Annotated in this window: 10 protein-coding genes; 4 read left to right on the plus strand and 6 right to left on the minus strand. The window is 61.1% G+C overall.

Annotated elements, in window-relative coordinates; translation table 11 throughout:
- Nucleotides 1-25 precede the first annotated feature (25 nt).
- Nucleotides 26-1,876, minus strand: a complete 1,851-nt coding sequence (gene ilvD, locus ABHV46_RS15310) for a dihydroxy-acid dehydratase (RefSeq protein WP_438382176.1) — start codon at nt 1,874-1,876, stop codon at nt 26-28.
- A 213-nt stretch (nt 1,877-2,089) separates the two neighbouring features.
- On the opposite strand from ilvD, the gene ABHV46_RS15315 reads away from it, so the two are divergent.
- Nucleotides 2,090-4,006 (plus strand): CocE/NonD family hydrolase, encoded by a 1,917-nt coding sequence (locus ABHV46_RS15315; RefSeq protein ID WP_438384460.1) that lies wholly within the window; start codon nt 2,090-2,092, stop codon nt 4,004-4,006.
- A 39-nt stretch (nt 4,007-4,045) separates the two neighbouring features.
- Nucleotides 4,046-4,591 carry a peptide-methionine (S)-S-oxide reductase MsrA gene (msrA, locus tag ABHV46_RS15320; protein WP_438382177.1) on the plus strand — a complete coding sequence of 182 codons (546 nt, stop codon included), beginning with the start codon at nt 4,046-4,048 and terminating at the stop codon, nt 4,589-4,591.
- A 108-nt stretch (nt 4,592-4,699) separates the two neighbouring features.
- Here msrA and ABHV46_RS15325 read toward each other — a convergent pair whose 3' ends face one another.
- The 5 genes from ABHV46_RS15325 to ABHV46_RS15345 form a co-directional block, all read right to left on the minus strand.
- Entirely contained in the window at nt 4,700-6,019 is a 1,320-nt protein-coding gene (locus ABHV46_RS15325; RefSeq protein WP_336945494.1) for an ABC transporter ATP-binding protein, read from the minus strand.
- A 14-nt stretch (nt 6,020-6,033) separates the two neighbouring features.
- Entirely contained in the window at nt 6,034-7,737 is a 1,704-nt protein-coding gene (locus ABHV46_RS15330; RefSeq protein WP_438382178.1) for a hypothetical protein, read from the minus strand.
- Between the two features lie 208 nt (nt 7,738-7,945).
- Nucleotides 7,946-8,407 carry a dUTP diphosphatase gene (dut, locus tag ABHV46_RS15335; protein WP_336945492.1) on the minus strand — a complete coding sequence of 154 codons (462 nt, stop codon included), beginning with the start codon at nt 8,405-8,407 and terminating at the stop codon, nt 7,946-7,948.
- A gap of 6 nt (nt 8,408-8,413) precedes the next feature.
- Nucleotides 8,414-9,616, minus strand: a complete 1,203-nt coding sequence (coaBC, locus tag ABHV46_RS15340) for a bifunctional phosphopantothenoylcysteine decarboxylase/phosphopantothenate--cysteine ligase CoaBC (protein ID WP_438382179.1) — start codon at nt 9,614-9,616, stop codon at nt 8,414-8,416.
- A gap of 6 nt (nt 9,617-9,622) precedes the next feature.
- A complete protein-coding gene (locus ABHV46_RS15345; RefSeq protein ID WP_336945490.1) occupies nt 9,623-10,408 on the minus strand; it encodes a class I SAM-dependent methyltransferase in 786 nt (261 codons plus the stop codon).
- A gap of 30 nt (nt 10,409-10,438) precedes the next feature.
- Here ABHV46_RS15345 and mutM point away from each other — a divergent pair, with 30 nt between their 5' ends.
- Both mutM and rpsT read left to right on the plus strand, forming a co-directional pair.
- Complete coding sequence (gene mutM / locus ABHV46_RS15350; RefSeq protein ID WP_438384465.1) at nt 10,439-11,308, plus strand: bifunctional DNA-formamidopyrimidine glycosylase/DNA-(apurinic or apyrimidinic site) lyase; 870 nt, start codon at nt 10,439-10,441, stop codon at nt 11,306-11,308.
- Between the two features lie 135 nt (nt 11,309-11,443).
- A complete protein-coding gene (rpsT, locus tag ABHV46_RS15355; RefSeq protein WP_336945488.1) occupies nt 11,444-11,713 on the plus strand; it encodes a 30S ribosomal protein S20 in 270 nt (89 codons plus the stop codon).
- Nucleotides 11,714-11,997 lie beyond the last annotated feature (284 nt).

Raw genomic sequence — 11,997 nt, forward strand, 5'->3', positions numbered from 1 at the left:
GGTCAGGGGCGTTACTGCCAAATTATCAGGAACGGCGCGTGATCTGGCTCAGGTCGCGCACGGCACCATTGGCGGCGCTGGTGGTCAGCAGGCCATAGGCGCGAAGCGCGGGGGAGACTTCGCGCACGCGGTCCGGCGTCCAGGCATGCGCGCCCAAAGCTTCCATTCGCTCGCGGCGTTCGGCCAGAACCGCATCGTCTACCAGAGCGCGCATGACGCGGTTCGGGATGTCGATTTCGATCCGGTCGCCCTCTTCGAGCAGTCCGATCAGCCCGCCTTCAGCCGCTTCCGGCGAAATATGGCCAATGGAGAGCCCCGAACTGCCGCCCGAGAAACGGCCATCGGTGATCAGAGCGCAGGTTTCGGCCAGCCCCTTCGATTTGAGATAGCTGGTTGGGTAGAGCATTTCCTGCATGCCCGGCCCGCCCTTGGGCCCTTCGTAACGGATTACGACCACGTCGCCATCGGCGATCTTGTTGGCCAGAATACCGGCAACAGCGTCTTCTTGGCTTTCGAACACGCGGGCGCGGCCCGTGAATGTCAGAAGGCTGTCGACAACGCCCGCGGTTTTCACGATGGCACCGGCTTCGGCCAGATTGCCGTATAGCACGGCCAGACCGCCATCCTGCGAAAAGGCGTGGGCGCGGTCGCGCAGCACGCCGTTCTGGCGGTCGGTATCCAGCTCGTAATAACGGCTCGACTGCGAGAAGGCTTCAGTGGTGCGCACGCCCCCTGGTGCGGCGAGAAAGCGCGTTCTGGCCTGTTCGTCGCCTGAAAGCACGTCCCATTTCGTCAGTGCGTCTTTCATGGTCGGGGCATGAACGGTATGGGCCGTCGTGTCGATCAGGCCGCAACGGTCCAACTCGGCCAGAATGGCGGGAATGCCGCCCGCACGATGCACGTCTTCCATATGTACGTCGTTCTTTGCAGGCGCCACCTTGCACAGGTTGGGCACTTTGCGCGACAGGCGGTCAATATCGGCCATATGGAAATCGACCCCGGCCTCACGCGCCGCAGCCAGCAGATGCAAAACGGTATTAGTCGAACCGCCCATAGCGATATCGAGCGTCATGGCGTTTTCGAACGCGGCTTTTGTCGCGATGCTGCGCGGCAGGGCCGTGGCATCGTCCTGTTCGTACCAACGACGGGCGAGGGACACCACCAGACGACCGGCTTCGAGGAACAGCTCGCGGCGATCGGCATGGGTGGCGAGAAGGCTGCCATTGCCGGGCAGGGAAAGACCCAGAGCCTCAGTCAGGCAGTTCATGGAATTGGCGGTGAACATGCCAGAGCAGGAGCCGCAGGTAGGGCAGGCCGAGCGTTCGATGGCTTCGGACTCAGCGTCCGACACTTTCGGATTGGCGGCGGCCACCATGGAATCGACGAGGTCGAGCTTGCGATTGATCCCGGGGCCGTCGAGCTTGCCTGCCTCCATCGGGCCGCCAGAGACGAACACGACGGGAATGTTCAGGCGCAGCGACGCCATGAGCATACCCGGCGTGATCTTGTCGCAATTGCTGATGCAGACCAGCGCATCGGCGCAATGGGCATTGACCATATATTCGATGGAATCGGCGATCAGCTCGCGTGAGGGCAGGCTGTAAAGCATGCCGCCATGGCCCATGGCGATGCCGTCATCGACGGCGATGGTGTTGAATTCGCGCGCAATGCCACCGGCCTCGGCAATCGCGCCGCCTACCAGCGCACCCATATCCTTTAGATGCACATGGCCCGGCACGAATTGTGTGAAGGAATTGGCAACCGCGATGATGGGCTTGCCGAAATCCTTGTCCGTCATGCCCGTAGCGCGCCACAGGGCGCGGGCGCCGGCCATATTGCGGCCGTGGGTGGTGGTGCGGGAACGATAGGCAGGCATGACACTGATCCGAAACTGCTGGAGGAGACGGGCGAACTGCGCATGAAATGCAATAGCAAGCGGCCCATGAGCGTATTTTTATTACCCTGAGCGAAATAACGTGGCCAATCGCTTGCCGCAAGGGGAAGTCTGTTCAATCATCCCCGCAATTGTAAAGCCGACCAAGGAAATGACTGCGTGCGCTGTGGAAATCTGACCCGCTCTCTGTTGCTTATGACCTCCTGCCTGCTGGGCGCCTCTCAGGCCCTTGCTCAGGCGGTTAATGGCCCTGCTGTCACGCCGGATATGGTGCAGCGTGGCTCCGATATCCCGGCCCATGTGCAGATGCCCGAAACCGGGTGGGATTATGTCAAGCAGGATGTCATGATCCCGATGCGCGACGGGGTGAAGCTGCACACCGTGATCGTCATCCCCAAGGCGGCGAAAGATCACGAAGCGCCGATCCTGCTGACACGCACCCCCTATCACGCCTCTGAGCGCGCCGATCGTGTGTCGGGTGCCTCCGAGATGCGCAATCTGCTGCCGCAGGGTGACGGCGTATTCGTCGATGGTGGCTATATCCGGGTCTTTCAGGATGTGCGCGGCAAATACGGTTCAGAGGGCGATTACGTGATGACGCGTCCGCCCATCGGTCCGCTCAACCCGAGCAAGACCGATGACACGACCGATGCCTGGGACACGATTGATTGGCTCATCAAGAACGTGAAGCAGAGCAACGGGCGTGTTGGCATGACGGGCTCCTCCTATGAAGGGTGGACCGTGGTGATGGCACTGCTCAATCCGCATCCGGCTTTGAAAGTCGCGGCGCCAGAGAGCCCGATGGTCGATGGCTGGATGGGCGATGACTGGTACCATTACGGTGCTTTCCGTCAGGGCAGCTTCGATTATTTCACCATGCAGATGACGAAAAAGGGCGAGGGTGATGCCATCCCTCGTCGAGACGCCGATGACTACACCAATTTTCTGCAAGCGGGTTCGGCTGGCGATTTTGCGACCAAGGCGGGTCTCGACCAGTTCCCGTGGTGGCAGCGCATGAAGGCCCATCCGGCCTATGATGCGCTCTGGCAGGATCAGGCGCTCGACAAGCTTCTGGCAAAGCGCCCTCTCACCGTACCGACCATCTGGGAGCAGGGTCTCTGGGATCAGGAGGATATGTGGGGCGCGATCCATAGCTGGGTGGCGCTACGCAAGGACCATCCCAAGGTGCCCAATATTCTCGTCATGGGGCCGTGGCGCCATAGCGGCGTGAATTACGACGGGTCGAGCCTCGGCCCGTTGCATTTCAATGGCGATACGGCGCTGTGGTATCGCGCCAATGTCATGCGCCCGTTCTTCGATCAGTATCTGAAGCCGGGCAGCGCCAAGGTCAATTTCGACGACGCCATCATATACAACACGGGCGATAATCACTGGGATCATCTGCGCGGCTGGCTCGGCAATTGTGGCGATAGCTGCATCGGCACGGGCGAACGTCTCTATCTGAGAGAGGGCAGCGGGCTGAGCTTCGAGCGCGCAAAACCGGGAACCGACAGCTATGTTTCTGACCCGGCGCATCCTGTGCCGTTCATGACGCGCCCCTACAGCTTCGCCGATGGCGCGCGCTGGAAGCCATGGCTGGTTTCTGATCAGCGTTTCGCGGAATCCCGCCCCGATGTGCTGACTTATGAGACGCCTGTTCTCGACCACCCTGTGCGTGTCTCGGGTGTGCCGACCGCCGATCTCTTTGCCGCAACCACGGGCACCGATGCCGATTGGGTCGTGAAGATCATCGACGTCTATCCGGGCATCACGGCCAATCGCCCCGAGATGGGGGGATACGAGCTTTCAGTGTCGATGGATATTTTCCGTGGGCGTTATCGCCACAATTTTGCCCGCCCTGAAGCCATTCCGGCAAACAAGGTCGAGGAATATAAATTCACCCTTCCTGCGGTGAACCATGTCTTCCTGCCCGGTCATCGGATCATGGTGCAGATCCAGTCTTCCTGGTTCCCCCTTTACGACCGTAATCCGCAGACCTATGTCTCGAACATCTTCGAGGCCAAGCCCGGCGATTATAAGGCCGCGACGCAGTCGATCTCGCGCGGTGGGGCGCAGGCCAGCAGCATCTATCTTCCTGTCGTGAACCAGTGATGCCACGCAACGCGTGACATCAGCCAAAGCGAGGCCCCTATGAGCGAAACCCATCTCGAAAAAGCCCTTGTCGGGGGCGGTTGCTTCTGGTGCACCGAGGCCATCTTTACCGGGTTGCGCGGCGTCAAATCCGCTCAGCCCGGCTATGCAGGCGGTCGGCGTGAAAACCCGAGCTATGAACAGGTCTGTTCGGGCGCCACCGGCCATGCAGAAGTGGTCGAGGTCGTGTTCGACCCGCAGGAAATCAGCTTCGCCGACGTGCTGAGGGTGTTCTACACCACACACGACCCGACGCAGCTTAATCGTCAGGGGAACGATATCGGCACGCAGTACCGATCAGTGATTTTCGCTCTCGATCCGGCGCAGGATGCAATCGCCCGTCAGGTCACTCAGGAGATCGCGGGATCAGGCATCTGGGCCGATCCGATCGTTACCGAAATTGCGGGTCCGGCGGTGTTCTGGGAGGCGGAGGAGAAGCATCATGATTACTTCGCCCGTAACCCGGAGACCGCCTATTGCAGCGCTGTCGTGGCGCCGAAAGTAGCCAAGGCGCGCAAGATGTATCGCGACCGCCTCAAGGGTTGAGCTCGTTCCTGACGGCAATTATCGGGCTCTGCCCCCCTGAAGCAAAGCCCGCCAGTGTCCTATCGTTCGGCAAGCGTATCGTGCCGGCATCGGGTGCTCCGCGTGTCCTCAATAGCCTCCCGCTTCACGGTCGAGCATGAACTGGTCGGCTTCCTCATCGAAATCGAAAAGTTCGGTGTAGCGCGCCCAGTTCGTAGCGGTCATGAGCGTCTGCTCGGCATAGCCGGGTGACATGGTGGCTTCCAGCTCCTCACGGAACCGATCGGCGCCAGTGCGATGGCCGGAACGTTCGTCCAGAACCGCGCGGATGGAGCGAATGAGCGGGATGTGATGCAGCAGGGCGGTGCGCATGATTTCGCGCCGCTCGTCCTGATCGGCCTGAACGAAGCGAATACCCGCTTCCGTCATGAGAATATCGCCGTCCTCAAGCTCTGCCAGTTCCAGAAGCTGCAGAGATTCCCCTAGTGGAAAGAGATCGTCGAGCGCCATCTGCAACCTTTCGGAGAGATGCGGCAAATCGGCGCGACCGTTGAGCGGGGCTGCGGCCAGGGTCTCAAGCAGACCAACAAGCACATTGATTGGAATCGGCGGTAGCACGAGTGCCATGGGATGCGGTGCGGGTGTCGGTGCGCCGCTTTCCAGGCTGGCTTCAGAGACCAGCGGCGCGCGGCGGGTCATGAGCGTGTAGATATGATCGACAAATTGCCTGAAGGCGCCATCGTCACGGTTACGTGGATGAGGGAAAGGCACGGTCAATTCATGTGAGACCCGCCCCGGATTGGACGAAAACAGCAGAATGCGGTCGCACATCAGCACGGCCTCTTCGACATTATGCGTGACCAGCATCATGGCACGGGTCGGCAAGCGCTTTTCAGACCAGAGCTCGATCAGATCCGTGCGCAGATTTTCCGCCGTCAGCATGTCGAGAGACGAGAAAGGTTCGTCCATCAGCAGCAGGTCGGGCTCCATGACCAGAGCGCGCGCCAGACCGACGCGTTGCTGCATCGAGCCGGAAAGCTCTTTTGGCAGGGCGTTTTCGTAGCCATTGAGCCCGATCAGGTCGATCAGATCGTCGCAGCGCCTCTCGCACTCGCTCCGGGGCAGGCGCTTGGCTTCGAGGCCGAGCATGATGTTCTGCTGAACGGTCAGCCATGGAAACAGCGCGAAAGACTGAAAGACCATGGCGATATCGGGCGTCGGCCCGGCAAGGGCCTGCCCTTTCCAGACAATCTCGCCCGCGCTCGCTGGTATCAGGCCCGAAGCGATGCGCAACAATGTGCTCTTGCCCGAGCCAGAGCGCCCGACAAGCCCCACGATCTCGCCCGCATGGAGGTCGAAGCTCACATCCTCGAGCACCGGCAAATCGGTGCTGCTTTGCTTTTGATAGACCTGAAGACAATTGCGGATCGAGAGCAGGATTTCCTGCATGTCAGGCTCCATGGTCAGTTCTGAGAGGGTTGGATGCGTCTGCGGATCTGCACGCGCAGGGGGTGCCAGACCAGAATTTCACCGAGTGCGATGCAGAGCGTCAGCACGGCAGCCCCCAATACGACACGCGGCAGATCGCCTGTTTCGATAGCATGGGCAACATAGGCGCCGATGCCGCTGCCATCACGATTCTGCAGAGTCCAAGACGACCGCTCCGCCAAAATCAGGATCGTCCACCCCGTCATGGAGGCTGCACTGACGGCTTCGAGCAGGGCGGGGGCGAGACCGGGTAGCAGCACGCGGCTCCACCAGAGCCAGCCCTTGATCTGCAAGTTCTGGGCAGCCTGTAACAGGTCGACGGGATAGCTGCGCATACCGCGCAGGATCTGGGCCAGAAGCAGACCCTGAACGAAGAAGAAGCACAGAATGAGCGGCCATATCAGGGGCGAGAAATGCAAGGTCGTCAGCGCAAGGCATAAAACGGGGAATAGAATGTTTTTGGGATAGAGCGTCAGAAACCGGGCGGCGGCGCGTGCGATTGCGGCGCGGCGCGATGAGAGGCCGAGCCAGACGCCAAGGGGAAGCCAGAGAGCGAGCGCCAGCAGCAAGGCCAAAGTCATGCGCAAGGCGGATATAAGACTTTGCGCGACCACGATCCCTAGATCGCCAAGGTCGAGTGCATGATGCCGGTAGAAAAAACCGACAACGATCAGGAGAAGGAAAATCCCGGAGGAGAGGCCGATCAGTGGCGAGGGCGACACAGCGTGTACGACCGGACGAAAACCCGTGCCGCCCCATCTCATATCGCCGAGCCAGGCCAGCGCACGGCGCAGTTTCTCGCCCGCTCGCTTCAGTAGCCGGGTACGGCGCCAGAATCGCAGCATCCACGGATCAGGGGCACCGTCGAAAAGAGGGCGCAATCGATAGCGATCCGCCCAGATCTGCCAGGGGAAAACCAGGCAGGAATCATAGAGAAACGCCAAAACGCCGATCAGGAACGCCGCGAGGGTCGTTTGCCACACGGAGCCTATGGCTGCCGCCTGTGCGGCATGAGCGCCTAGCCCAGGGCGCGAGGAGAGCGCTCCGTTGACGGGCAGCATCTCGGTCGCAATCAGAACGCACCATGCGAGCGGCATGGCGCGGGCCAGAGCAGTTACACCGCCGGGAATGGCAAAAGGGGCTTCCAGCCGCCACAGGCGCTGCCAGCTTGTGAGCCCGAGACCGCGTGTCGCCTCATCGAGTGCGCGCGGTATTTGCGCCCAAGACACAAGGGCGGCGGTGGCTATGGGGGCGGCGAAGCAAAGGGAAGTCGTGCCTATTGCCGCGATTTCGAAACCCAGAAGGCGCAGGAAGGGCAGGAGGCAGAGCAGAGGCACCATATGCATGCCGCCCAAAGCCGTACCGACTGCACCGCGCAGCACAGGGAGCTTCGCGGCGAGCAGCGCCAGAACGGCCCCGAGCAGCGAGCCGATGAGTGTCGCGCCGATCATGCGCAGGGCTGTATGGCCGAAATCGCCAAGCAGCACCTGCAACCCCGCAAGCGAGCGGAAATGCGGCGCAATCAACCCGCCATGATGAAAGGGGGTCAGACGTGACGGCAGGAAGCGCGAGAACAGGGCCAGAGCGGCGACCACAACAAGCGTGCCGACGAGCGATGCCGTCAGCCCCGATTTTCGTTCCGCTCCGCGTGTGCCGCGTCGCACCCGTAATGGCGACATGCGCTCCTTCCTTGTAACTGGCTTCTCCGCTGGCCCTTTCCGCGCCCTATGCGCCACGGAAGGGGTCACAGCGTCTCGCCCCACTCAGAGCCTCGGCGCAGCCGGTCTGGACCAGCCGGTCAGGGCACAGAAACCCGCTTCCGAAAAGCCGTTCACCGAACGGTCAGAAACTACCGGTCGTCAAACTCGTCAGACGCGGCATCTGGCTTCAGGGTGTCCGGGCGATACCCGTGCTGCCAAATCCGCCAGCGCCGCGAGCGGTTTCATCCAGTTCAGAAACTTCCACCCATGTCAAACGAATGACGGGGGCGAGCACGGCCTGAGCGATCCGCATGCCGCGGGAAATAACGAAATCTTCCTTGCCCGTATTGAGCACGATAACCCCGATCTCGCCGCGATAATCCTCATCGATGGTGCCGGGCGTGTTGGGCAGTGTGATGCCATGTTTCAGCGCCAGCCCCGAGCGGGGGCGGATCTGCAATTCATATCCCGCAGGCAGGCCGATTCTGAGCCCGGTGGGGATCAGAGCGCGTTCGCCCGCCTTGACGATGACGTCTGCCATGGTGGCGGCGAGCAGATCCATGCCTGCAGCGCCGCTGCTGGCGTAATGAGGAAGGTCCAGACCTTCGGCATGGGGTAGCCTGACGAGTTCGACGGGAAGCGGTGACATGAAGCCTTACCTTGGGGAAGAAGAAAAACAGGCCGCGATACGCGCGGCGAGAGCGCTTGCTACGCCTGTCTTGGGCATAGCGGGCCATGGCTCGATGGTGTCGCCATCCAGAAAAAGGATACGATTCTGCTCGCCACCGAAAACACCGGTTCCGGTGCTGACATCGTTGGCCAGCAGCCAGTCGCAGCCCTTACGTTTTTTCTTGGCGACGGCGTGATCCTGAAGCGCTTCCGTTTCCGCCGCGAAGCCGATGACGAGAGACGGGCGCCGGGCGCCGGGGCGTGAGAGTGTGGCGAGGATGTCCGGGTTTTCGACCAATGCGAGGCTGGGTGGCTCCCCCCCCGCTTTCTTGCGCTTTTGCATGGCGGTCTCGGTCACACGCCAGTCGCCGACAGCCGCAGCACAGATGGCGCAGTCGGCGGGCAGAGCGGCCTCACAGGCAGCAAGCATGTCGAGCGCCGTGATAACGTCTACGCGCATTACACCAGCAGGACAGGGTAGGGCTGTGGGGCCGCTTATGAGCGTCACCTGCGCGCCGAGTTGCGCGCAGGCAGCGGCTATTGCGTAGCCCTGCTTGCCTGACGAATGATTGGCGATGAACCGCACAGGGTCAATCGGCTCATGGGTCGGGCCTGCGGTCACAAGAACATGGCGCCCCGAAAGAGGCTTGCGCGAAAACAGGGCGTCTTCGATAGCGCTGGCGATGGCTTCAGGCTCGCTCAGCCGACCGGGGCCGAATTCACCGCAGGCCATCTCCCCGTCATCCGGGCCTACGAACAGACAGCCGCGAGCCTGAAGAAGGCGGAGGTTTTCCTGCGTTGCCGGGTGTTGCCACATGCGCACATTCATGGCCGGGGCGATCATGACCGGTGTGTCGGTGGCCAGAAGAAGCGTCGTGGCCAGATCGTCGGCAAAGCCATGGGCCATGCGCGCCAGAAGATTGGCTGTTGCCGGGCAGATTACCAGTAGATCGGCACTGCGTGAGAGAGCGATATGGTCCATCTGGCTGTCTTCAGCCAGAGAAAGCAGCGCCGTATGAACCGGGGCGCCAGATAGCCCCTGAACCGAAAGCGGGGTGACGAAATGCGTGGCGGATTCGGTCAGGACGCATTCGACCGCAATGTCGCGCTTGCGGAGCAGCCGGATCAGTTCCAGCGATTTATAGGCGGCGATCCCGCCGCCTATGATCAGGATGACCCGCGCGCGCATGAACGATCAGAGCTTCCAGCCGGAATGGATGGCTGCGATCCCGCCAGAAAGATTCTGATAGCTCACCTTTTCCAGCCCGGCCTCGCGCATCATCGCGGCCAGCACATCCTGCTCGGGAAATGTACGAATGCTCTCGGCCAGATAGCGATAGCTCTCGGCGTCCTTGGCAATGATCTGGCCCATTCTGGGCAGAACACCAAAAGACCAGGCATCGTAGATCGGCGCGAGGGCCGCGACCTGAACGCGGGAGAATTCGAGGCAGCAGAACTTGCCGCCAGGACGCAGCACGCGACGGGCTTCACGCAGGACTGCGCTTTTATCGGTGCAATTGCGCAGGCCGAAGGCGATGGACACGCGGTCGACGCTACGATCGGGCAGCGGAATCGCTTCGGCATCGACGACGGAAAATTCGATATCGCTCAGATAGCCCTTGCTCGCTGCTCGCGAGCGGCCGACTTCGAGCATCGAGGCGTTGATATCGGTCAGCAGCGCCGGGCCGCCGTTGTTTTTCAGCCAGCCAAAGCTGATATCGCCCGTGCCCCCTGCCAGATCGAGCAGCTTGAGGTCGCGCCTCGGGGCAAGGGTGGTGATGAAAATGCGCTTCCAGACGCGGTGGATGCCGAGCGACATCACATCGTTCATGACATCGTAGCGGCCCGCTACGCTGTCGAAGACAGCGCGCACCAGCGGCTTCTTCTCGGCCTTCGGGACGGAGCGATATCCGAAATCGGTGGTCTCATCCCTCTCGCCACTGGCTGATTCGGGAAGGGGAAATGATGCGTTGTCGGTCATGCTTCTCTGGATATAGTGTCGGCACCCAAGATGCCAGAGCTACCAGAAGTTGAAACCATCCTCATTGGATTAAGGGCGGCCCTCGATGGCCGTCGTATCATCAGCACGGAGGTCAGAAACGATCTGCGCTGGCCCGTGCCTGACGATCTGTCGATACGAGCGGACGGCAAGAAGATCCGCGCAGCGACGCGTCTGGGCAAATATATGCTGATTGCCCTCATGCGCGGGCCGACCCTGCTTATTCATCTGGGAATGAGCGGGCGTATCCGCATCACGCATTCCCGACGCAAGAGCGCAGCCTATCTGCCGATGCTCCATGAGCATGTCACGCTGACGCTCGATAACGGCACTCGCATCGGCCTGGTAGACCCTAGGCGTTTCGGGTGTTTCCTGCTTCTGGACTCAGGACGTGAGCGCGAGCATCCACTTCTGGCAAGGCTGGGGGCCGATCCGCTTCTGCCGGGTTTCGACGCCGCCTATCTTGTAGCGAAGCTCGCGGGCAAGCGCTCGCCCATCAAGACCGTGCTGCTCGATCAGCATGTCGTGGCGGGGCTCGGCAATATATATGTGTCGGAAATTCTTTTTCGTGCCCGGATCAATCCAGAGAGACGCGCTGCGTCGCTTCTTGTCGATGAGGTGACACGCATCGCAGAGGTCACCCCCGCCGTGCTGGAAGAGGCTATCGGCGCCGGTGGTTCGACCCTGCGCGATTATGTCGATTCCGAAGGGAAACCGGGGGCTTTCCAGGATCTCCATCAGGTCTACGGGCGGGAGGGGGAGCCTTGCCCCGATTGTCCGGGCTATCCTGCGTGCCACGGCATTCGTCGTGTCGTTCAGGCTGGGCGTTCGAGTTTCTACTGTCCACGCCTTCAACCGCCACTTTCTTTAGAGGACGCTTGACTGGCAGCGTAAAACTGGACTAAAGGCGAGCCCTCCGCTGGCTCTGCGTCTCTTTTAGAGATGATTGGCTGGCATGCTTTATTGTTGTCGCAAGGCAACCTAACAAGCCGAACAGAACAGGGCTGAAGAGTAGAAATGGCTAACACCGCCTCTGCGCGCAAGCGCATCCGTCAGAACGAGCGTCGCCGTGAGCGTAACGTTTCCCGCATGTCCCGCGTCCGCACCTTCGTGAAGAAGGTCGAAACGGCCATTCTTTCGGGTGACAAGAGCGCCGCCAACGATGCCCTGCGCGCAGCGCAGCCGGAAATGCAGCGCGCTGTCGGCAAGGGCGTCCTTGCTGCCAACACGGTGAGCCGCAAGCTGTCGCGCCTCTCGGCTCGCATCAAGGCTCTGGCTTCGGCCTGATCGGACAAACGGACGCCCTTGCATTGCAGGGGCGTCTTGTCTGAGACTACAAGAAAGAACGGGTGTGGCTATAACGCCATATCCGTTCTTTTTTTTCGCCGGGTGTCCGATTTCATGCCCGCCGGATAAGCTTGCCTCTCCCGATCCGTTTGCCCTATCCTGTGCGCCCTCTACCGGGGGTCAAAAAGGGTCGGGCTGCCCGATCGCGACGGCTCCTGTCGTGTCTTTTGTTGCAACTCGGGGGAGTGATGGCAGACGAAGGGTCTCATACGGATCTTCCCGCA

It is taken from the genome of Asaia sp. BMEF1 (assembly GCF_051628905.1).
Lineage (GTDB): Bacteria > Pseudomonadota > Alphaproteobacteria > Acetobacterales > Acetobacteraceae > Asaia.

What these genes read in the sequence shown, in the direction of transcription:
- ilvD (WP_438382176.1), bottom strand. Translation starts at nt 1,876, where the DNA reads ATGCCTGCCTATCGTTCCCGCACCACCACCCACGGCCGCAATATGGCC.
- ABHV46_RS15325 (WP_336945494.1), bottom strand. Translation starts at nt 6,019, where the DNA reads ATGCAGGAAATCCTGCTCTCGATCCGCAATTGTCTTCAGGTCTATCAA.
- ABHV46_RS15315 (WP_438384460.1), top strand. Translation starts at nt 2,090, where the DNA reads ATGACCTCCTGCCTGCTGGGCGCCTCTCAGGCCCTTGCTCAGGCGGTT.
- msrA (WP_438382177.1), top strand. Translation starts at nt 4,046, where the DNA reads ATGAGCGAAACCCATCTCGAAAAAGCCCTTGTCGGGGGCGGTTGCTTC.
- mutM (WP_438384465.1), top strand. Translation starts at nt 10,439, where the DNA reads ATGCCAGAGCTACCAGAAGTTGAAACCATCCTCATTGGATTAAGGGCG.
- rpsT (WP_336945488.1), top strand. Translation starts at nt 11,444, where the DNA reads ATGGCTAACACCGCCTCTGCGCGCAAGCGCATCCGTCAGAACGAGCGT.
- dut (WP_336945492.1), bottom strand. Translation starts at nt 8,407, where the DNA reads ATGTCACCGCTTCCCGTCGAACTCGTCAGGCTACCCCATGCCGAAGGT.
- ABHV46_RS15330 (WP_438382178.1), bottom strand. Translation starts at nt 7,737, where the DNA reads ATGTCGCCATTACGGGTGCGACGCGGCACACGCGGAGCGGAACGAAAA.
- coaBC (WP_438382179.1), bottom strand. Translation starts at nt 9,616, where the DNA reads ATGCGCGCGCGGGTCATCCTGATCATAGGCGGCGGGATCGCCGCCTAT.
- ABHV46_RS15345 (WP_336945490.1), bottom strand. Translation starts at nt 10,408, where the DNA reads ATGACCGACAACGCATCATTTCCCCTTCCCGAATCAGCCAGTGGCGAG.